At 57.9% G+C, this 20,770-nt stretch carries 15 protein-coding genes and 1 pseudogene; 8 read left to right on the top strand and 8 right to left on the bottom strand.

The features are described from left to right. Positions 1-158: 158 nt before the first annotated feature. A pseudogene (locus AC13DJ_RS10830) lies at positions 159-962 on the top strand (molybdopterin oxidoreductase family protein); the annotation flags it as partial. 315 nt (positions 963-1,277) lie between these two features. Further along, on the top strand, positions 1,278-1,595 hold the full coding sequence (locus AC13DJ_RS10835; protein WP_482936977.1) for a molybdopterin dinucleotide binding domain-containing protein: 318 nt from the start codon (positions 1,278-1,280) through the stop codon (positions 1,593-1,595). On the opposite strand, the gene AC13DJ_RS10840 is transcribed toward AC13DJ_RS10835, so the two are convergent. Both AC13DJ_RS10840 and AC13DJ_RS10845 read right to left on the bottom strand, forming a co-directional pair. Then, complete coding sequence (locus tag AC13DJ_RS10840) at positions 1,537-3,465, bottom strand: sensor domain-containing diguanylate cyclase (RefSeq protein WP_482933667.1); 1,929 nt, start codon at positions 3,463-3,465, stop codon at positions 1,537-1,539. The two genes, AC13DJ_RS10835 and AC13DJ_RS10840, sit on opposite strands and share 59 nt — an antisense overlap. A 53-nt stretch (positions 3,466-3,518) precedes the next feature. Next, the gene (locus tag AC13DJ_RS10845) at positions 3,519-5,789 is read right to left on the bottom strand and encodes a putative bifunctional diguanylate cyclase/phosphodiesterase (protein WP_482936976.1); all 2,271 of its coding nucleotides are present in this window, start codon (positions 5,787-5,789) and stop codon (positions 3,519-3,521) included. A 202-nt stretch (positions 5,790-5,991) separates the two neighbouring features. Between AC13DJ_RS10845 and AC13DJ_RS10850 the strand changes: the two genes are divergently transcribed. Beyond that, positions 5,992-6,846 (top strand): putative RNA methyltransferase, encoded by an 855-nt coding sequence (locus tag AC13DJ_RS10850; RefSeq protein WP_482933665.1) that lies wholly within the window; start codon positions 5,992-5,994, stop codon positions 6,844-6,846. Here AC13DJ_RS10850 and AC13DJ_RS10855 read toward each other — a convergent pair. The 3 genes from AC13DJ_RS10855 to AC13DJ_RS10865 all read right to left on the bottom strand — a co-directional run bounded on the left by AC13DJ_RS10855 (position 6,828) and on the right by AC13DJ_RS10865 (position 11,519). Next, positions 6,828-7,574: a DUF3581 family protein gene (locus AC13DJ_RS10855; RefSeq protein WP_482933664.1), complete on the bottom strand. Its 747-nt coding sequence runs from the start codon at positions 7,572-7,574 to the stop codon at positions 6,828-6,830. The two genes, AC13DJ_RS10850 and AC13DJ_RS10855, sit on opposite strands and share 19 nt — an antisense overlap. A 143-nt stretch (positions 7,575-7,717) precedes the next feature. Further along, the gene (locus AC13DJ_RS10860) at positions 7,718-11,185 is read right to left on the bottom strand and encodes an EAL domain-containing protein (RefSeq protein WP_482933663.1); all 3,468 of its coding nucleotides are present in this window, start codon (positions 11,183-11,185) and stop codon (positions 7,718-7,720) included. Between the two features lie 127 nt (positions 11,186-11,312). Next, positions 11,313-11,519 (bottom strand): cold-shock protein, encoded by a 207-nt coding sequence (locus AC13DJ_RS10865; protein ID WP_022988980.1) that lies wholly within the window; start codon positions 11,517-11,519, stop codon positions 11,313-11,315. Between the two features lie 324 nt (positions 11,520-11,843). Between AC13DJ_RS10865 and AC13DJ_RS10870 the strand changes: the two genes are divergently transcribed. The 4 genes from AC13DJ_RS10870 to AC13DJ_RS10885 all read left to right on the top strand — a co-directional run bounded on the left by AC13DJ_RS10870 (position 11,844) and on the right by AC13DJ_RS10885 (position 17,641). Then, positions 11,844-14,195 carry a sensor domain-containing phosphodiesterase gene (locus AC13DJ_RS10870; protein WP_482933662.1) on the top strand — a complete coding sequence of 784 codons (2,352 nt, stop codon included), beginning with the start codon at positions 11,844-11,846 and terminating at the stop codon, positions 14,193-14,195. Positions 14,196-14,283: 88 nt separating this feature from the next. Continuing rightward, positions 14,284-15,429, top strand: a complete 1,146-nt coding sequence (locus AC13DJ_RS10875; RefSeq protein WP_482933661.1) for an efflux RND transporter periplasmic adaptor subunit — start codon at positions 14,284-14,286, stop codon at positions 15,427-15,429. Then, positions 15,426-17,372, top strand: coding sequence for a MacB family efflux pump subunit (locus tag AC13DJ_RS10880; RefSeq protein ID WP_482933660.1), 1,947 nt, complete (start codon positions 15,426-15,428; stop codon positions 17,370-17,372). The genes AC13DJ_RS10875 and AC13DJ_RS10880 overlap by 4 nt, the downstream gene beginning before the upstream one ends. A 77-nt stretch (positions 17,373-17,449) precedes the next feature. After that, the gene (locus tag AC13DJ_RS10885; protein WP_482933659.1) at positions 17,450-17,641 is read left to right on the top strand and encodes a TolC family protein; all 192 of its coding nucleotides are present in this window, start codon (positions 17,450-17,452) and stop codon (positions 17,639-17,641) included. A gap of 53 nt (positions 17,642-17,694) precedes the next feature. On the opposite strand, the gene AC13DJ_RS10890 is transcribed toward AC13DJ_RS10885, so the two are convergent. Together AC13DJ_RS10890 and AC13DJ_RS10895 are read right to left on the bottom strand one after the other, a co-directional pair. Continuing rightward, positions 17,695-18,078 carry a YkvA family protein gene (locus AC13DJ_RS10890; RefSeq protein WP_023007037.1) on the bottom strand — a complete coding sequence of 128 codons (384 nt, stop codon included), beginning with the start codon at positions 18,076-18,078 and terminating at the stop codon, positions 17,695-17,697. A gap of 69 nt (positions 18,079-18,147) precedes the next feature. Further along, positions 18,148-19,203: a DNA-binding protein gene (locus AC13DJ_RS10895; RefSeq protein ID WP_023007038.1), complete on the bottom strand. Its 1,056-nt coding sequence runs from the start codon at positions 19,201-19,203 to the stop codon at positions 18,148-18,150. A 194-nt stretch (positions 19,204-19,397) separates the two neighbouring features. On the opposite strand from AC13DJ_RS10895, the gene AC13DJ_RS10900 reads away from it, so the two are divergent. Next, positions 19,398-20,387, top strand: coding sequence for a site-specific integrase (locus AC13DJ_RS10900; protein WP_063091982.1), 990 nt, complete (start codon positions 19,398-19,400; stop codon positions 20,385-20,387). 161 nt (positions 20,388-20,548) lie between these two features. Here the strand turns inward: AC13DJ_RS10900 and AC13DJ_RS10905 are convergent, their stop codons facing one another. Beyond that, on the bottom strand, positions 20,549-20,761 hold the full coding sequence (locus AC13DJ_RS10905; RefSeq protein ID WP_223305241.1) for a hypothetical protein: 213 nt from the start codon (positions 20,759-20,761) through the stop codon (positions 20,549-20,551). Positions 20,762-20,770: the final 9 nt, after the last annotated feature.

The raw sequence follows: 20,770 nt of genomic DNA on the forward strand, positions 1-20,770 counted from the left end.
TCCCGCTACCGCGTATCCTCCACCCCTGGCCCAGCGAGCGGTTTCGCCGTCGTCACCCGAGGCAGGAGCCGTATGCGGTAATACCGCACGTACGGATCTGTGCGGGGGGTGCCTCGTGAGAGGCATTCCTACCGCAACTAGATGCCTATGCCTGGCGCAGCGTGCGGTTTTCACCCGGAGGCGATGTGGCACTGTTCAACGCCATGCTCCACGTGATCATCCACGAGGCACTCTTTGACCAGGCCTACATTGATGCCCACACCGAGGGCTTCGGGGCACTGGCGTCAAGTGTTGCCGATATGACACCGGAGGTGATGAGCCCGCTTTGCGGTGTTGCACCAGAGGTTATTCGCGAAGTGGCCCGCGCCTACGCGGGGGCCGACAGAGCGATGATCTTCTGGGGCATGGGCATTTCCCAACACGTGCACGGCACCGATAACGCTCGCTGCCTGATCTCAATGGCCCTGGCTTGCGGCCATACGGGCCGGCCGGGTACGGGCCTGCATCCGTTGCGTGGCCAGAACAACGTGCAGGGTGCCTCCGATGCCGGGCTGATCCCCATGGTATTGCCCGACTACCAACCGGTAGGAGATGCCCAGCTACGGGCCGCTTTCGAAGAACTCTGGGGCACTGAACTTGACCCGGAGCCCGGGCTCACGGTGGTAGAGATCATGGATGCCATCACGGCAGGCACCATAAAAGGCATGTACATCCTCGGCGAGAACCCCGCCATGTCAGATCCGGATCTGACCCACGCCAGGGCCGCGCTGGCTGCGCTTGAGCATCTGGTGGTACAGGATCTGTTCGTCACCGAGACCGCCCAGTTCGCCGACGTTATTCTGCCTGCGGCCGCCTGGTCGGAAAAATCAGGTACCGTCACCAACACCAACCGGCAGGTGCAAATGGGCCGTGCTGCGCTGTCGCCGCCAGGGGAGGCAAGACCTGACTGGTGGATTATTCAGGAAATGGCCCGGCGTTTCGGACTGGGTTGGGACTATCACGGCCCGGAGCAAGTGTTCGCTGAGACGAAGCAGGGCATGCATTCATTGGATCACATCTCCTGGTCCCGACTGGAACGCGAAGGTTCTGTGACCTATCCCTGCTCCGCCGATGATGCGCCAGGGCAGGACGTTGTCTTCTCGGATGCCTTCCCGCGGGCCGGGGGCCGGGGCAGATTTTCGCCGGCCTGGCCACTGCCGCCGGACGAGCCGGTGGATAAAGCCTATCCCATCGTGTTGACCACCGGGCGATTGCTTGAACACTGGCATACCGGCGCCATGACCCGTCGCAGCCGGGTACTGGATGAGCGGGAGCCTGAAGCGGCCGCTTTTCTGGCATCAGCGGAATTGGATCGCCTGGGCGTAACACCGGGTGATGCAATCAAGATTGCCACCCGGCGTGGCAGCATCACCCTGAAGGCGCGGGCTGATCAGACTATGCCCGAGGGCATGGTGTTTGTGCCCTTCGCGTTTGTTGAGGCGGCCGCCAACCTGCTCACCAACCCGGCCCTGGACCCGGACGGCAAGATTCCGGAGTTCAAGTATGCTGTATGTCGGCTGAGCACCATTTCACCCGATTCCGGCCAGCCTCTTTAGCGGCATAAAGCGCCTCATCCGCGCGCTTGATGGCCGGTTTCAGTGAACCCTCATCTTGCAGCACCAGGGTCACCCCCAACGATGCCGTATAGGATAAATAGCCATCCTCCGTCGTGGCAGTGCCAACCTCTGCCGGGTTCGTCTCGACGGCCGACCGAAGCCGCTCTGCTACCATCAATGCATGTTCTTTACCGGTGTTGGGCAGTAGAACGGTGAATTCCTCACCGCCCATACGGCAAAGGATATCGCCATCACGTAATTCGGTTTGAGCCGTCTTTGCGAACTCCTGGAGTACCCGGTCACCCACATCGTGGCCATAGTCATCGTTGATTCGCTTGAACCGGTCCAGGTCTACGGCAATCAGGGTAAGAGGCTCGCCATTTCTGCGGGCCCGGGGTATTTCCAGTTCCGCCTGGGTTTCCAGGAATCTCCGGTTCCCCAGACCTGTCAGGGGATCTGTCATAGCCTGCGTGGTCAGCAGGTCTTCCAGTTGTTTACGATCGGTAAGATCGAACACCATGGCCCTGCTGTACTGGAAACCGTTGGCGTTTGTCTGGGCTGTGGCTTCGATGGCGACGGGGAGTTTCTCGCCGTTTTTGCACATCAGTTCAATCTCGGCGGAGCCTTCATGGCCGTCAGCCAGCACCGCCTTGAAGGCCTCATCGAAAGCGTCCCGGGTTTCCGGGCTGACCAGGTCCCGGTAGTAGCGCTTTCCAACCAACTCGTCCCGGGAATAACCCAGCCACTGAAGTTCCTTGCGGTTGATCTTCTGTATGACGCCCTGTTCATCCAGGGAGTGGTAGCCACAGGGTGCGTTCTCGTAGAGGTCCGTCAGTTCACGGGCGTAGGATCTCGCGTTTTGAGACAGGTTCTGCGCCTTTTCTTTCAAAGAGCGCTGGTGGTGGTTGCTCAGTACCCAGAACACACTGAACCCGATGGCTAATCCGTAGGTCAGAACCACCAGGCTCGTTTTCCATGGACTTTCTGCTATCAGGAACGCCGCGTCGGGGCGGGGTACGCTTATCGCGATGCGCCAGGGCTGGCTGTCCGGTACACTGAGAACCTGCATGGCCGCAGTGCGGAAATGATGGGTACGAAGGTCATGGGTCTGGAAAACCACAAGTTGGTCATCCAGTAGTAATTCACCCCGGTTACGGGGCTCCATTTCGCGCCAGATTCCGGGCGTATGGTCCTTCAGAGAGTCTCCAAAGGCGATTGGGCCATGGTTGCCGGGTAGCAGGGAATGCCCTTTTCTATCAACAAGAAGGGCAGACGCGTTTGTATGTGCGCCCATTGCATGGGGAAGGGTGCTCAGCAGGTAGTTCCAGTTCAGGGTTAGCAACAACACTCCCAGTTGCTCGCCCTCTGAGCTTACAATCGGCGTCGAAATATCTATAACGTAAACCTCCTGCCCGCTCCGGGAAGGATCCGGATAGGGCGCCGAGAGATAGAGGCTGCGTGGGTTCATCGCCATGGCCTCACGGAAATACAAGTGATTCCGATGTAGGGTCTCAGATTCCGGAGGGTCTTCGGTAGACAGCCGTTGGTGCCCGTCCGTATCAATGACCACCAGACGGGTGTAGCGGCCAAAGTGAGTCAGCAGGGTACTGAGCATGCCCCGTATCTGGTCTTCGTTCTGGTCAGACCAAACATCCTGATAAGGGTTCTGTGTCTGCCGTATCCGATCGAGGTGCTGCCGGACACTGGGGAACTCTGCAATCGCAAGGGCATGGTTGAGGCTTTCATTCATGCCTTGAAGCAAGGCATCGTATTCGGCTTCAAGCAGTGTCTTAGCCGTGAGGCGCGAGCTCTCAAACCGGGTTGTGGTGTTCGACCAGGTAATCGGGATGAGCACAAGGGTGACCAGCACAATGGCTAGAACACTTGCTATTACAAGGCGGTGGGTGAGGGACCTAGGTATCCTCATTCGCTGGAGTTGGCCGGCAAAATTTCAGGTAGTAAGCATAATTCGGCAAGGGGCATTGGTCGGGCAAACAGGTAACCCTGCAGAATGTCACAGTGCCGTCGGGCCAGGTCTTCTTGCTGCTCCCGCGTTTCGATGCCTTCAGCCACAACCATCATATCCATGTGGTGAGCCATAGTGATCACCCCTTGAACAATCGCAGCAATGCGTCGGTCTGTAGCCGTATTCTGTACGAAGCTTCGATCCAGTTTCACTTTGTGTGTCGGCAGGTCCCGCAAATAGCTCAGGCTGGAAAACCCGGTTCCGAAGTCATCCAAAGCCACGCGGATGCCCCGGTCTTTAAGAGCTTCCATCAACTTGATGACGTGCTCGACACCGTCGATCAATACACTTTCAGTGACTTCCAGTTCCAGTAACTGGGGCGAAAGGCCGGTCTCTTCCAGAATCCGGAAGACGTCGTCCAGAAATCCATCGCGAATAAACTGCAACGATGAAATGTTGACGGCCACACGCAGGCTGCGCTCCCGCCGCCCATTAAACTCGGCCATTTCCTGACAGGCTTGCCGAAGAACCCAGAGCCCTAGCGGTACAATCTGCCCGGTCTGCTCTGCCAGCGGGATAAATTCGGCAGGCGACACCATGCCCCGGACTGGATGGTGCCAGCGCACCAGGGCTTCGACACTTCGCATGCGGCCGGTCACAGCATCTACTAAGGGTTGGTAATACAGCTCGAACTGGTTTTCTTTCAAAGCTGTGTGTAGTTCATGTCGCAGGGTGACGCTGTGTCGGGAGTGTTCGGCTTTATCCGCGCCATACCATTGCCAGGTATTGCGGCCCTGTCGCTTGGCCCGGTCCAGTGCCAGGTCGGCAAACTGCAGCAGTTGGTGGGGCTGTACGGCCTTATCACTGTTGCTTGCAATGCCGATACTGGCACTGATGTGAATCATTTGCTGATCCACTTCAATAGGTTCGCCAAGGGATTGCAAAACCTTCTCTGCCAGTTGAATGATAGCGTTGCGGCCAGGGCAGTCAGGAAGAACAATACCAAATTCGTCCCCAACCAATCGGGCAATCGTGGCCCGTTCGGGCATCACGGCCTTAAGGCGTTGGGCTACAGCCTGCAAAATCCGGTTGCCGATCCGGTGTCCCAGCCCCTCATTGATTGGTTTGAATCCATCCAGGTCCAGATAGAACATAGCGAGCATGTCTGTCCCGGATGTATGCCCGAGAAGTTCTTCAAGGGTTTCGGTAAAAGCCGCCTGATTGGGCAGGCCGGTCAGGAGGTCGTGGGTGGCCTGGAACCGTATCTTGGCTTCCTGCTCTTTTTGCTGCGAGATGTCCTGCTGGATGCCTATAAAATGTGTGCATTCTCCAGTCGTATCCAGGACTGGCCGGATGATCAGGTGGTTCCAGAATGGAGTTCCATCTTTCCGATAGTTGAGCAGGGTGACATCAACATCCGTCTTCTGCTCCAGGCCGAGACGAACAGCCTTGATGGCCTTCGGATCCGTGTCTGAGCCTTGAAGAAAACGGGAGTTCTGGCCTAAAACCTCTTCTCGGGGGTAACCGGTGATCTCACAGAACGCTGGATTCACGTAAACCACGGGATGATCTGGTTGTTGGGCATCCGCCATCAAAATCCCGTGGGGGCTGGCTTCAATGCCTCGCTGCAACTGGTGCAGTTCTGCTTCTTGTGCTTTGCGAGCCGTGAGATCCCGGTGCCGGAGAATAGTCAGCGCTGCCAGTGCTGCACCACGGCTCAGGTTCCTTTGTGCACCGTTAGTGGGGGAGACCGCCGAGCGATAGTAGGATGCAAAGGTGCCCAACAGCGCGCCGTCGGCAGTCAGAATGGGCACGGACCAGCAGGCGCGGAGCCCTTCAGCTTCTGCAAGATGGTGGTACCCATCCCATTTCGGATCATTCTGGATATTATCCGTAACCACGGGATCCCGTAAATAAGCCGCCGAACCACAGGTTCCCTGATCTGGCCCAATTGGGATGTTCTGCATTTGATCCACGTAGTCCGGAGAGAACTGATTACTCGGCACCATGCTCAGGGTTTGCGTGTCGGGGTCACACCGCATAATAGAAACCAGGGCGCCGGGCATCATCAGCGAGACCCAGTCTGTGATCGCTGCCAGTGTTTCCTCAAGCGGGTGCTGCTGAGCGATCAATTCATGGATGTTTTGCTGCATTTCCAGCAGAGAAAAATCGTGAGACTGCATACCGAGGGTTACTCTGGGAACTAGAAAGGGCAGTGTCGCCACCACAAGCTCGGGGTGTGATGTGACTCACATTCTGTAGACGATCATGGTTTTCATCAATAGGTGTCGTGTGTCGTTCTTGTGAAAACTTGCAAAAGGGATATGTCGATTTGTAATCAGGATAGAGAGGCAGGTTCCAACAAGGCAATCCAGGCCTCTAACTGTTAGTATTGGCGCCACCGGAACCGCATCATCAGAGTGTAACCCCATGACAACCAAAGCCTTCGAAGCCCTGGCCTGCCCGTTAGACGGCGAGCCGCTATATCGAGAATCTTCTTCCTGGCGTTGCGCCAACGGCCATAACTTTGATGTAGCGCGGCAGGGGTATGTGCATCTGTTACCGGTGCAGAAGAAGCGCTCGAAAGACCCCGGTGACAGCAAGGAGATGGTTGCGGCCCGCCAGCGTTTTCTTGGGGCCGGTTATTACCAGCCGATAGCCGGGGCGGTTTCAGCAGCGGTTTTGAAGGATGTATCGGAAGGCAGTCACCTTGATTGCCTGGATGCCGGCTGCGGTGAAGGTTATTACCTGCGCCAGCTGGCGTCTGCAGCGGGTGGCCTGGTGTCACTGGCGGTGCTTGGGCTGGATATTTCCAAGTGGGCGGTTCTGGCGGCGGCCAGGAAGGATCGCGTTCCGAGCTGGGTGGTTGGCAGCAATGCCAATCTGCCGGTGCAGCCTGCGTCCCTGGACCGGGTGCTTTGCATGTTCGGCTTTCCGGTGTATGCCGAGTTTGCGCGGGTGCTGAAACCGGGCGGCAAGCTGATTCAGGTGGATGCCGGGCAGGATCATTTGCGGGAGCTGCGGGAGATTATTTATCCGCAGGTGCGTGCAGAGTCGAAAAAGGTGGATGAGGTGCCGGACGGTTTCCGTCGAGTGGAAACGCAGGATTTGCGCTTCACCCTTCATCTGGAAGGTGCGGAGCCGATTGCTGACCTGCTGGCCATGACTCCCCACCTGTACCGCGCCAGTGCCGAGGGCAGGGCGCGGGCGGCACAACTGGACAGCATCTCCCTGACGGTCGATGTGTGCCTGCAAACCTTCGAGCGTTACGCCCCGGCAGGCTGATCGGCGCCGTCCATTCCCACACGAGTGCCACGGGCTTTCAGCCGGTAAAACTCTTCAACAATGCCGGCCATGGCTTCCGGGCAGTATTCCCGCAGGCCGCCCAGCATCAGGCGCTTGGATACTTCGCCGGCGGTTTTGCCGGATGACATCAGCTGATAGTCCAGGGTTACGTTGCCCCGTTTGCCCGCCACTTCCAGGTCGGCCTTGCTTAATTCCAGGTCCGGTTGCTGGAGTTCCAGCTGGTTCAGGGCCAGGCTCATGCTTTCGTACATCACCATCGGGCGATCCGGGTTAAACATCACCCCGTGGGATTCCATCAACGGCTTGAGGGTGTGAGGAAAGTTTTTGCCGGAAGCCGCCACGTAGCAGCGGGTGAATTCCTCGATGACCTGTTCATCGCGGGTAATCTCACCACTGCGGGTTACCTCCAGGTACACCTTGCCGCCCTCATCGACCACTTCGATGGTGCCGCCGTTGTCGCTCTCTCGGAATTCCAGCGGAACCTCGGCGCCCAGGAGGTTGCGAAACCGGAAGGTCATGTTTTCAGACAGCCCGAAGCGGGACACCACAACCGCGAACAGGAGGTCTCCGGGTACACAGAAACGCCGGGCATCCGGATCGTGGATGGGGTTGAAGTCGCCGGCCACTTCCTTGGCAAAGAAACTGGCCTGGGGTGCAGTAATAACGATGCGTCCGTCCTGGACGGAAAAGAACTGTTCTGAAAACATGCTTTGCCTTTTCTGATTTGCAGCAGCCGGGGGAATCTGGCCGATAGTACAATCCGCGGCCATTCTATGCCTAGCATGGCCAGACCGGTAGCCCGACCATGGTACTACGCAGGAACCGAGGGCACGAACACCGGGAATCGGCATCAGGCAATGTGCTCCATCAGTGTTTCCATTTCATGGGACAGCTGGTCGCTCAGTACATCCAGTGCGTTCATCAGGGTAGGGGTCTGGTCGCGCTGGTTGGCCCGGTGCAGTTTGTCGATTTCCACGGCAATCTCGTGAACTTCCTGATGCAGTTTCCGGATGCCCTTCAGCCCGGGAAGTTCGGCGGACTGCTTGTCCAGCCAGCCGGCAAAGCCGCAATGATTATGATCGAGCTCCACACTTTTGTCGTTGCCTTCAAGATAGCTGCGGAAACGCTCGACCCAGGCTCGATGGTCGACCCCGGCATACAGGCTCGGCAAGGCCCGGCGTGAAACCGTGCGCAGGTTACGCCAGTTGGCTGGTGCACGCCATTGCGCGCGCCAGGGCAGGAAGTCATCTGCAGGCATTGGGCGGGCCACGCCGTGACCCTGGGCCAGGTCACAGCCTATGCGAAGCAGCATCTCTGCGTGTTCGAAGGTTTCCACGCCTTCGGCGATCAACTGGCGGTCCAGGGCGTCGGCCAGGCGCACGATGCCGTCCAGAATGGCCAGGTCTGCAGGGTCGCGCAGTATGCCCATGACAAAGCTCTGGTCGATCTTGACCACTTTGGCGGGAAGGCGTTTGAAGTAGGTCAGGGAAGAGTAGCCGGTGCCGAAATCATCGATGGCGATACTCACACCCAGTTGGCGGCAGCTGTCCAGAACCCGGGCAATCTGGCCCAGGTCACCCAGTGCTGCCGTTTCCAGAACCTCCAGCTCCAGCATGGCCGGGTCCAGGTCCGGCCATGATTTCAGCGCAGCAGCGAGGTGCTCCGGGAAGTTCGGGTCACGCAGTTCGATGGCGCTGATGTTAATGCTCAGGGGTACCCGCACCCCTTGCTCAAGCCATTCGTTCATTTTCGCCAGGGCGCTGTCCATTACCCATCGGCCAATGTCGAGCATCAGCGGGGTATTTTCGACCAGCCCGATAAAGGCTCCCGGTGCCAGTAACCCGCGCTCCGGATGCTGCCAGCGAAGCAGTGCTTCAGCACCAATCACTTCGCTGGTACGCATGTTCACCTTGGGCTGGTAATACAGGCATAGCTCATTGTTTTTGAGGGCCTGGTGCATGCGCTCGATGGTTTCGTGCTGGCTGCGCAGGCTCCGGTCCTGCTCGGTATCGAACAGGTGGAACCGGCTTTTGCTGGACAACTTGGCCTGGTACATGGCCTGGTCAGCCTGGCGGATCAGCTGGTCGCCACCGGAGATATCGGGTTGGGGATAGAACGTGACCCCCAGGCTGGCGCCGACCGTAACCGCCTTGTCTTTAAGCAGGATTGGTCTGGAAACGGCTTTCAGGAGTCGTTCCAGGTGTGTTTCGAAATCCGATTCCGCAGACATATCCATCAATACGGCCACGAACTCGTCGCCACCCAGCCGTGACAGAGTGTCTTCCTCCCGGAGTTCGTGACGCATCCGGCTGGCCACGGTGATCAGCACCTGGTCGCCGGCGGAGTGGCCATGGCTGTCATTCACGGCCTTGAAGCCGTCCAGGTCGAGGTACACCACTGCCAGGGAGCTTTGCCGTCTATCCACCATGGCCATAGCCTGGTTTAGCCGGCCGGCCAACAGGGTGCGGTTGGGCAACCCGGTCAGCGCATCGTAATGGGCAAGGCGTTCGATTTCCTGCGCCTGCTGCTTGGCCTTGGTGATATCGGTGCTGATGCCAATCAGGCCGACAATGTGTTCGCTGCCGCCGTCTTCGTAGATCGGGGTTTTGATCTGCAGGAGTACAGCGCGCTCTCCCCGGATGTTGATTTCAACTTCTTCGGTAACCTTGGCGCCTCTTAACACCCTTTCATCGAGTGCCCTGATGCGTTCGATGCTCATGTTGTCGAACACTGGCTCGCCGTGGGTGCCCAAAAGCTCGTTACGGGACAACCCGAAGCGCGTTAAAGTTGCGCTGTTGGCGTAGGTGTAGCGAAGGTCCATATCCTTCATGAATACAAGGGTGTCCATCCGGTCCAGCGCATCCCGGAAGCGGCTGGCTTCAGTGAGCGCTTGCCTGAGCCTCAGCTCGGCTTCCTTTCTTTCAGTGATGCGGGTCAGGCTGCCGTACCAGATCACCGAGCCGTCCTCGGCTTTATGAGGCAGGGCGTTACCCAGTACCCAGTGCACGGATCCATCGGGGTGGATAACCCGGTATTCGTCTTGCCATACGGTCAGATTGGTTGCCGACTCCATGATGCTGTCACGCAGGGTTCTTAAAACCGGCTCACCATCGTGCTTGACTGTTGCCGGATCCAGCCCGTAAACGTCCTGCATGGCGCGGCTGGCGTAGGGGAAGCAGGAGCGGCCATCCGGAAACAGCTGATAGGTGTACACCATCCCCGGCACCCGGCCGGCAATGGTATCGAACTGGCTTGCCAGCTCCCGGAGGTCTTTGGTCAGCCGTTCGGCAATAGTGTTGGCTTTATGCTGGGTACGAACCAGGCTGAGATACAGGAAGAACACCAGAAGGCCCAGGGCAAGTACGCCCAAAGCTACGAGTATGACGGTCAGAAGGTAGGGTGCAGCCAGGTAATCGATCGGCGCAAACTGCAAAACCCAGGTTCTGTCGTTGAATCTGATCTCGTGTTGTAAGGATTTGTTGGTTTCAATCGCGGCTGGGAGGTTGCTGAACAGCAGGTTGTCCGGGCTGCTCTGTTCGTCGTAGATGCTCACGCCGATGGCTCGCCGTACGCCGGCCGGCGCTGCCCAGTCTTCCAGGATGCCTTCAAGCAGCTCGGTTACCCGGAATGCTCCGTAAACCCAGCCTGCAATCGCCTCGCGTCGCTGCTCCAAGGAATCAATGTGCATATCATTCTTGTATACCGGCACATAGACAATAATGCCGGGTGCCCCCTGATTTCCGGTTTCCTGAACCAGGATCAGTTTTCCGGTGAGCGTGGCCTGTCCGCTATCCCTGGCCTGTACCATAGCGGCCTGCCTGGTCGGTTCGGAAAACATATCGTAGCCCAGTACCAGTCGGTTCTGTGGATCCATGGGCTCAAGGAAAACAATGCCGGTATAGAGGTCGCGGGGTCCGTCAGGATAGATCCGGTAATCAGGAAAGCCTTCTTCTCTAAGGCGTTGTTCGTGCTGCAGGCGCGACTCTGGTGAAACAACAATAGCGAAGCCAAATCCGCGTACACCGGTTATTGACTCGGCAACACCCAGTTTGTCGACAAAGCTGTACCAGTCTTCCCGGTTAACTCGGTTTGTACCGGCGAACAGGCCTACACCGGCACGCAGCACCAGGGCATAGGCTTTCAGTCGTTCATTGATTTTTTCGGTGAGCTGGGAGGCGGCAAATTCCAGCTGTGGCTGGTCGCGCTGGATCAGGAAATCCCGCATCCAGAGCCCGCTGAGAGTCGTGGCGGCGAGCGTGATAACCAGAATAACCCAACCAGTGGCCGGTATCCTGGATAGAAGGCGCGGTGAGGGCATTCAGGTTCCTGCTATTGGTTGTCGATGCAACCGGTAATCATAGCCTGCCTGAATGCTTTGTGAGTAGGGGCCAGAACGCAAAAAAGGCAGCCGAAGCTGCCTTTTTCATATCGTATTGGGCTGTTATTTACAGACCAACTACGTTTTCCGCCTGAGGACCTTTCTGGCCCTGAGATACGGTAAATTCAACCTGCTGGCCTTCTGCCAGAGTCTTGAAGCCGCCGCCCTGAATGGAGCTGTAGTGAACAAAAACGTCCGGGCCGCCTTCACGAGTGATAAAACCAAAACCTTTAGCTTCGTTGAAGAACTTAACAGTACCGGTAACAGTAGACATATTTAACTATCCTGAATTCAATCATTTTATGTGCTGTCCAACATCGTTGTGAGGCGGGATCAGCGGTGTGCGGAAACAAAAAACTGGCGTGATCAAAAACAGGACGAGAACTACTTGCTACAACAGCGGTACGTCTTATTGATGAATGCTTTGCTAAATCTTTCCAACGACCGCCACTTTACTCTTGCCAGCCCGGAATGCAAAGCTATTTTTTATAAGCAGTAGCACTCATTAGAAAAAGTAACGGTTTCGGGAATTGTACTCATCGCCAAGGCCAGGAACACGTACAATACTGTAAGCCTTTCAATACGGAGCCCAACGCTGATGCCGATGGACCCAAACGAAGAACGCCGCCTTGCCGCCCTGACCAGGCTGGGCATCCTGGATACGCCACCCGAGGAGCGGTTTGACCGCCTGGTGCGTATTGCCCGGAAGGTATACAACGTAAAAATTGCCCTGTTCTCGATTGTGGACGAGGAGCGCCAGTGGTTTAAGGCGAAAGACGGGCTGGAACCCCGGGAAACCCACCGTTCCTTTGCCTTTTGTGACCACGCCATCAGGCAGGAAAAGCCCTTTATTGTTGAAGATGCCAGCAAAGATCCGCGTTTTCGCAATAACCCGCTGGTAACAGGAGGGCCGCAAATCCGCTTCTATGCCGGTATTCCGGTCAGGGAGCCCGGGGGCTACAAGCTTGGCACTGTCTGCATTACTGACGACAAACCCAGGGACATCCGGGAAGTTGACCTGGATGTGCTTCGAACACTGGCCAGCCTGATTGAAGATGAACTGGAACGGGCCTATGCGGCAGTTAGTGGTGACGACGAGGTGCGTTTTACCCACATTACCCGGGCTATCCAGCGGGCGCAGAATGCCTTCCTGACCAATGACAGCGACCGGGCTGCCTTTGAATTGATGCTGTCGGATTTGCTGGCCATCACCGGCAGCCAGTTCGGCTTTATTGGTGAGGTGTTGCGAAAGGAAGACGACACGCCCTACCTGAAGGTTGAAGCCATCACCAATATTGCCTGGAGCCCGGAAACCCAGGGGCTATTCCAGCAGGTGGAGCGCAGAGGCATGTTGTTTGAGCGGCTCGACAACCTGTTGGGTGCGCCCATGGTGTCCGGTGCCGTGGTGGTGGCTCACGATTACAGCAGCGATCCCCGCAAAGGCGGCCTGCCTCCGGGGCACCCCCCGATCCGTTGCTACATTGGCATGCCGGTGTATTCCAAGAGTGAGATGATTGGCCTGGTGGGCCTGGCCAACCGCGATGCCGGTTATACCGAAGAAATGTCTGACCGGCTTGCACCCTTGTTGCAGACCGTGGGCACCTTGCTGGAGCGCAAGCGCCTGTACCGCGAGCGCCAGGAACATCAGACCAGCCTTGAGAAAGCCGCCAACTACGACGCACTGACCGGGCTGCCGAACCGCCGCAGGCTGACAGAGCTGTTTACCCAGGAACTGTACGAGGCGGACCAGCGTAAAGGCACGGTGTCGGTTTGTTTCCTGGACCTGGACGGGTTCAAGGAAATCAACGACGAGCACGGCCACTCTGTGGGCGATGCCGTGCTGCGGGCGGTAGCCGAACGCCTGAAAACCATTGTTCGCAGCCACGATGTGATTGCCCGGCTCGGTGGCGACGAGTTTGTGGCCATTTTGCGGGATGTGAATGACAGCCGCGTCTATTCCCGGATTCTGGAAGCCATCCGCCAGCCGGTGAATTACCGCCATTACGTGCTGCAGTTGTCCTGCAGTATGGGCATTACCGTATACCCGGATGACGATGTGGAACCGGACATGCTGCTCCGGCACGCAGACCAGGCTATGTATGCTGCCAAGGAGGCCGGTAAGAATGCCTTCAAGATGTTTGACCTTGAGTCACACTTTACCCGCAAGGAGCGGGTGAGGGTGCTCGAACAGATCGGGCCAGCGCTGGCCCGGGACGAGCTGGAGCTCTATTTCCAGCCCAAGGTGGACTTCAACCGCTGCACGGTTGAGGGATTCGAGGCATTGATCCGCTGGAACCATCCGGACGACGGCCTGCTGTTGCCATGTCGCTTTCTGGACCACATCGAGTACACAGAGTATGCCAGCCAGGTTGGTCGGTTTGTACTCGGAGAGGCCATCAAGCGGTTGTTGTATTTTGATGAGCAGGGTTTGCCGTATTCAATCAGCGTCAACCTGAGCCCGTCCTATTTTCTGGGGCAAGCCTTCCTGCCTGACCTGAAAGCGGGGCTGGGGCAATTGCCGGACGGCATCCGGCACCGGCTCATACTGGAAGTGCTGGAAACCACGGCGCTGGATGATACCCGCAAAGTGATCGATATCCTGAAAGTCTGCCAGGGCATGGGCGTTGAGGTATCTATGGACGATTTTGGCACCGGATACTCGTCGCTGGACTATTTCCGCCGGCTGCCGGTGCAGGAAATCAAGATAGACCGCACCTTTGTTGGCGATATGGTGAGCGATCGGGACGACGAAATGGTGGTTAAAGCCATTCTTGGCCTGTCGAAAAGCTTCGGCCGCCGGGTGATTGCTGAAGGGGTGGAATCCCGCGAAGTTCACGAACGGCTGGTGCGGCTCGGCTGCGATCTCGGGCAGGGCTATTTCTATGCCGAGCCTATGCCTTTTGACAACGCGTTGGAATGGGCCCGGAATTTCAGCTGGCCAGCAATGTAAAGGTTTGGCAAAAGCCTGACTTCGCTCTTTTTTTCGATGCGCGGCTTCTCTATGGTTGCCTCTGGTTGTTCATCCACGGAGAAGGTCAATGGCGTCTGGTTCCCCTAAGCGCGGAGTCAAATGGTTTGCAGTATTGCTGGTGGTTGCCGCTGCCGGGTTTGCTGCCTGGTGGTTTACCGGCGATGCCCGTAAAGCCCCCGAGCCCCTGAATACGGTTGAAGTCACCCGCGGTGACATCCAGCTGCTGGTCAGCGCCACCGGGGTGCTGGAGCCCAGTAACTATGTGGATGTGGGTGCACAGGTCTCGGGCCAGCTGGAAACCATCCATGTTCGTGTCGGCCAGAACGTTAAGGAAGGGGACTTGCTGGCGGAGATTGACCCTACGGTCTACACCGCCAAGGTAGACGCCACCCGGGCACAGCTGAAGAATCAGCAGGCCCAGATTGCCGACCGCAAGGCCCAGTTACGGCTTGCCGAAATCCAGTTCCAGCGCCAGCAGAACCTCTACCGGGAGGAGGCAACCACCCGGGAATCCCTGCAAACCGCCGAGGCAACACTGGCCTCCGCAAAGGCCCAGCTGGCGATGCTGGAAGCCCAGATTGAGCAGACCTCCTCAACCCTGCGTGCAGAAGAAGCCAACCTTGGCTACGCCCGAATCTATGCTCCCATGGACGGCACCGTGGTATCCATCGAAGCCCGCCAGGGCCAGACCCTCAATGCCAGCCAGACAGCACCCCTGCTCATGCGCATCGCCAACCTGGCCACTATGCGTGTGCGGGCCCAGGTTTCGGAAGCGGATATCAGCAAACTGGAGCCGGGCATGCGGGTGTACTTCACCACCCTGGGGGATCCGGATTCCAGGTTATACGGCGAACTCGACTACATCGAACCGACACCGGAAGTGACCAATAACGTGGTGCTTTACAACGCCCTGTTTGAGGCAGAGAACCCGCAGGGCAAGTTATTACCCAACATGACTGCCCAGGTGTTCTTTATCCAGAAAGAGGCCCTGAATGTATTGCGGGTGCCTGCCAGTGCGGTGCAGGGCAACACGGTGCAGGTTCTTGATGCTGCCGGCAATCCGCGAGCACAGACAGTCACCACCGGCATCTCTAACCGGGTGCAGACGGAAATTCTGAGCGGACTGGAAGAGGGGCAGGAAGTGGTCATGGTATCCCGCGATCCCCGCAGCGGTGCCAGCGGTAACCCGTCTTTCCGGGGCATGTTGAGATGACCGGCAATACCCCGCTGATTGAACTGAAAGGCATCACCCGCTCGTTCGGGCAAGGGGACCTGGCGGTACCTGTGCTGAAGGGGATCGACCTGAAGATCTATCCGGGCGAATTCGTGGCGATCATGGGCCCGTCCGGTTCCGGCAAGTCGACCCTGATGAACATTCTCGGATGCCTGGACCAGCCAAGTTCCGGTGAATACTGGTTTGACGGCCGGGATGTCTCGGCCCTCAGCCGGGATGAGCTGGCGTTGCTGCGACGGGAAGCCTTCGGCTTCGTGTTCCAGAGTTACAACCTGTTGCCGGGTATGACGGCACGGGAGAACGTGGAAATTCCGGCAATCTATGCGGGCATGGCTCCCGTAAGGCGCCACCAGCGGGCAGATGAGCTGCTGACCGGGTTGGGGCTGGGTGAACGGCTGACCCACCGGCCGTCTGAGTTGTCCGGGGGCCAGCAGCAGCGGGTATCCATTGCCCGGGCATTGATGAACGGCGGCCAGATTATCTTTGCCGATGAGCCCACCGGCGCCCTGGACAGCAAAAGCAGCCAGGAAGTGATCCGGTTGCTGACTGACCTATCCGCCCAGGGGCACACGGTTATCCTGATTACCCATGACCAGGACGTAGCGGATGTGGCCCGGCGCCAGATCCACATTGCCGACGGCGAGGTGGTGCGGGATACCGGCGTGGAAACCACAACCAGAACGGCACCGGTTAAGGCGGCCGATATTCGCAATGGCGCCGTGCTGAGCGATTGGCAGGAAGCCCTGAAAAGCGCCCTGCGGTCGCTTCGCAGCAACCTGTTCCGTACTGCGCTTACCTTGCTTGGCATTGTTATTGGCGTGGCGTCGGTCATCACCATGCTGGCCATCGGTGAAGGTGCCAAGAAAGATGTGGTCGATCGAATCAGTACCATGGGCAGCGATCTGTTGCTGGTTCGCCCCGGCGGCCCGGACCAGCGGGGAGGGCGCTGGTCTGTTACCACACTGGTGGCAGATGACTATCGTGCAATCAACGAGATAGAAGGTGTTCTTGCCGCAATACCTGAACTGACGGGTGGCCAGACTTTGCGCTACTCAAACCGGGATCACCAGGCGGAAATCAACGCCACCTCGTTCCAGTTCCCGGTGGCACGGCAGTGGCCGGTGGCGGAAGGCACCTTTTTCAGCGCGCAGGATGAAGCCAACTATGCCGCCGTTGCGGTGCTGGGGACATCCACCGCACAGGTGTTGTTTCCGGATGAAAGTCCGTTGGGCAAGCACCTGATGGTAAACAACGTGTTGTTCCAGGTGATTGGCGTGATGGAGGAGAAAGGAGCATCCCCCATGGGCCAGGACCAGGACGAAGTGGTGTTTGTGCCCTATACCACCGGCAGCTTGCGTATTTTCGGGCAAACCCACCTCCGCAACGTCACGGTGGCGGTGGCGGTGGCGGATATCGACCGCATGGCGGAAATCGAGGCCATCATCCACGATACCTTGCTGGCCCGCCATGGAGGTGTTGAAGACTTCACCATCCGCAACATGGCGTCGCTGATTGACACCATTTCCGAAACCCAGAATACGCTGACCTGGCTGCTGGGCTCCATTGCCGCTATCTCGTTGCTGGTGGGCGGCATTGGCGTGATGAACATCATGCTGGTAAGCGTGACCGAACGCACCCGGGAAATCGGGATCCGCATGGCCACCGGTGCCCGGGCCTGGAACATCCTGCAACAGTTTCTGACGGAAGCCTGGCTGGTGTCAGCCATTGGCGGGCTGATCGGCGTGGGGCTGGGCATTGCCGCTACCCAGCTGATCGGCTCATTCGGTACGCCGGTGCACATGATGGTTCTGCCCATGGTGCTGGCTTTCAGTTGTGCCTTCGCCACCGGCCTGATTTTCGGTTTTCTGCCGGCCAGAAAGGCTGCGCGGCTCGACCCTGTTCATGCGCTGGCTTCGGAGTAATGCCATGATCTTTCGTACTAGCCCCTTGTGGTCCGTTTTATTGCTGGCAGGCCTTTGGTGACGAACAGCTGAACCGGTTGGTCAACCGTGCCTATGCCAACAATCCGGGCCTTGCCGCAACGGCACAGGCCGTTATCCAGGCCGACCTTCAGCTGCGTAATGCCGGGGCAGCACTGTTGCCAACAGTCGGCGCATCCGGCAGCGCCGGTAAGCAGGCCAGTCAGAGGGTCGGCAACGATTCTGACGAAATCCTCCAAAAAGCGCATTAACCATCTGTTTTACAAGCCTTAAATTAACTATTTCATCACGTGCAGACGATGCGTTACCTGCTGTATTCCCACACCCAGTAGCCAAAAGCCGTGGCACATAAAAGCCATGTGCCAATAACGACTGCGGCCGCAACGTGGCTGATCGGCTTGATTGCCACTTTAGCTGCTTTCGAGCGACTTGCTTCTATCACATTCGATGGCGTCAGCTTGATGACAAGGACGATGCCCAGCGGGACCAAGATAATGTCGTCAAGATAGCCCAGGATCGGCATGAAGTCCGGAATGAGATCAATTGGACTCATGGCGTACGCTGCGATTGCGAGCAGCCGAACGACTATGGGGGGTATTCGGGTCTCGCGCCACAAAATAACCGTCAGCGCATCATGCTGAATGCGTTTTGCCGCAGCTCGCAGCCTGCCAAAGATCACGGTAGACATCTAACTACTCCTTGCGCGATTGGCATCACTCGCAACTCTCAGGGATGATCAGGCCGAGACAATAGCGGGCTATTTAGCCAGGCTTGTTTGTAGTTGTTTCAACTGACCCTGGAGGACAGCTTTTTCCTGCAGTAATTCGCGATTCTGATCGTTGAGGAACTGGTTTCGGTCGTCAGCCGCTGCCACGCGCTCTCTGAGGTCGGAGATCCGCTGCTGGCAGGCCGCGAGATGTTTTTCAGAATCCGTTAGGGCCGCACCAAGCTTCTCCCTGTGTTCGGCGTCGCTATCTCGCTCCAGCTGGAGGCGGTCGACTGTCGCTTCCAGCGTTTCTGTTCGCGTTGCCCATTGTGTTATGACGGCCTGGCTCGCGTGCAATTTTTCTTTCAAGTTTTCAGCGTGATCCTGACTGGCCTCATAGCGCTGGTTTATTTGGTCGCGATGTTGTCTCAGCGTGTCGCGGTCCTGTTCGCTGGAACGGAGCTGCTGCGTCAGCTGATCCACCTGACCCTCCAGCCCTGACTGGGTCCTGTGGAACTGGTCCCGTTCATGACGGCGATCCTCGGCAATCTCCTGCTGGTAGTGCTCGAAATGGCTGCGGATATCGCGGTTTTCCTGCTTCATCTCTTGGACGGTTGCAGTGGTCTCACTGAGTTTCTCCTGACTTGCCTCCAGTTTGGACGTGAGTGAGGCCGCCCGGAGCTGTTCCTGTTGAAGAGCGTGGGCCTGGGCATCGCTTTCGTTGCGAAGCGCTTCATTGGCCTTCTCCAGCCCGCAGCGTTGCTCTTCCAGTGACTCGCACCGCTGCCGCACCTCTTCCAGCTCGGTGCGCCATTGCTGTTCCAGCGTCTGGTGCGCTTCGCGCTCCTGCGTAATACGTTCATCGGCCGCGTATTGAGCTCGCTCATGCAGGGCTTTCACGGCGGCCACCAAGTCAGCCGGGAGTCCGTTCAGATCCGCTGCGGCTTCGCTGCCTGATTTCCAACGTTTCAGCATTGGCCCGAGAGTGCTGCGACTGCCGGTACCGAGTTCCGATCGCACCCGGTCGACAGTGGGCTCGTCACCGCGTTGGCGGACGCGTTGCGCAGCGTTGGCGACATCCTGGTAAGTAATTCCGGCGCGGGCCATGACATGCCTCATTTTATCATATAACGTGATATGTAATATTACATTATTTATTCGATAATTAACAAAATTTATTTAAGATGCCTAACGCACGTTAAAGCGCGTTAACGTGCGTTAGTGTGTGGTCTGTTCTATCCTGCTCCTGTAACGCCGGTACATCAGCGGCTCTTGAAAGCACGCCTCGAATTGGAGCGGTCATGGATCCAAAACCCACCGTCAAGTCCACATTACGTAACGCGGAAAAGACCGTATTAGCCGATACGGCTAATCGGTACATCCACATGGCCACCACCGACAACACGCGGCGGACCTACCGTGCGGCCATTCGCAGCTTTGAGCGCTGGGGTGGACGTCTCCCGACACAGCCGGCGACCCTTGCGGCCTATCTGTCCGATCAGGCAGACGCGCTTAATCCTCGCACGCTGGATGTTTACCTGACGGCCCTGGGGCGCTGGCACCAGACTCAGGGATTGCGTGATCCCGCTCGAGACCCCGGCGTGCGCAAAACGTTGGAAGGGATTCGTCGCGCCCATGGTCGGCCGAAACGGCAAGCCCGGGCGCTGCGCCTCGAACACATTGCGGCCTTCCTGGAAACACTCCAGCAACAGCCTGACTCGCTCAAGAAGCATCGTGACTGGGCCCTGCTGCAGGTCGGTTTTTTTGGGGCGTTTCGCCGCAGTGAATTGGTAGCGATTGAGGTGAAGCACTTGTCGTGGGAGCCGGAAGGGCTGGTGGTGACCCTGCCGCGCTCTAAAACAGACCCTCACGGTGAAGGCCTGAAGCGGGCCCTGCCTCGGGGCAACGAGCTGGTCTGCCCGGTCAGCGCCCTCGAAACCTGGCTAGAGCATGCCGGCATTCACGAAGGCCCCGTCTTCCGCGCCGTCAACCGCTGGGATCGGTTGCAATCCCAGGCCCTTTCAGGCGGGTCGGTGAACCGAATCCTGAAAGCGCTTGGGGAAACCTGCGGCCTGGACTTCGTGCCGACCCTGAGCAGTCACAGCTTCCGGCGCGGTCTATCCACCGCCGCCGCGCGGGAAAAGGTCGACTTTGCGCAGATCAAGCGCCAGGGTGGCTGGAAGCATGACGGGACGGTGCGGGGCTACATCGAGGAAGGACAGCAATTTACGGACAACGCCGCAAACACCTTACTGACCAAAGTCGCCAGGTTGATCCGGGACACCGACTAATGGTGAGTGTGGTCGCGGCTGGCTACGCTGCCCGGAAGCACTCAGAATACGATGAACAGGTATCTGTAGTGGCTCACAAAGCTAATCTGTTGGGCCCGCAATTATCCTGAGCAGTGGGACCACATTGGGTGAGAAAGGGCGCCCGGTTGGGCCCAGATTAGCTACGAACCGACCAACCCCTGACCGTCATACTCGACGGTTCCGCAAGGCAGCTGTTCCCGCACCTGCACCACCTGGTCCGTCGTCCAGTTGAGCGACGCTGCAAGCCGCTTAAGAGTGACAGGACGACCCTGGACCAGCTCACGCAATAGCGCCACATGAAGCGTGGCCTCCGCTTCTCCGGTCAGGCCCAGCCGATTCACGATTTCTCGCATATCATTCAC

The organism is Marinobacter sp. L-46 (assembly GCF_056859535.1).

What these genes read in the sequence shown, in the direction of transcription:
- AC13DJ_RS10835 (WP_482936977.1), top strand. Translation starts at nt 1,278, where the DNA reads ATGACCCGTCGCAGCCGGGTACTGGATGAGCGGGAGCCTGAAGCGGCC.
- AC13DJ_RS10850 (WP_482933665.1), top strand. Translation starts at nt 5,992, where the DNA reads ATGACAACCAAAGCCTTCGAAGCCCTGGCCTGCCCGTTAGACGGCGAG.
- AC13DJ_RS10855 (WP_482933664.1), bottom strand. Translation starts at nt 7,574, where the DNA reads ATGTTTTCAGAACAGTTCTTTTCCGTCCAGGACGGACGCATCGTTATT.
- AC13DJ_RS10860 (WP_482933663.1), bottom strand. Translation starts at nt 11,185, where the DNA reads ATGCCCTCACCGCGCCTTCTATCCAGGATACCGGCCACTGGTTGGGTT.
- AC13DJ_RS10865 (WP_022988980.1), bottom strand. Translation starts at nt 11,519, where the DNA reads ATGTCTACTGTTACCGGTACTGTTAAGTTCTTCAACGAAGCTAAAGGT.
- AC13DJ_RS10870 (WP_482933662.1), top strand. Translation starts at nt 11,844, where the DNA reads ATGCCGATGGACCCAAACGAAGAACGCCGCCTTGCCGCCCTGACCAGG.
- AC13DJ_RS10875 (WP_482933661.1), top strand. Translation starts at nt 14,284, where the DNA reads ATGGCGTCTGGTTCCCCTAAGCGCGGAGTCAAATGGTTTGCAGTATTG.
- AC13DJ_RS10880 (WP_482933660.1), top strand. Translation starts at nt 15,426, where the DNA reads ATGACCGGCAATACCCCGCTGATTGAACTGAAAGGCATCACCCGCTCG.
- AC13DJ_RS10890 (WP_023007037.1), bottom strand. Translation starts at nt 18,078, where the DNA reads ATGTCTACCGTGATCTTTGGCAGGCTGCGAGCTGCGGCAAAACGCATT.
- AC13DJ_RS10895 (WP_023007038.1), bottom strand. Translation starts at nt 19,203, where the DNA reads ATGGCCCGCGCCGGAATTACTTACCAGGATGTCGCCAACGCTGCGCAA.
- AC13DJ_RS10900 (WP_063091982.1), top strand. Translation starts at nt 19,398, where the DNA reads ATGGATCCAAAACCCACCGTCAAGTCCACATTACGTAACGCGGAAAAG.
- AC13DJ_RS10905 (WP_223305241.1), bottom strand. Translation starts at nt 20,761, where the DNA reads ATGCGAGAAATCGTGAATCGGCTGGGCCTGACCGGAGAAGCGGAGGCC.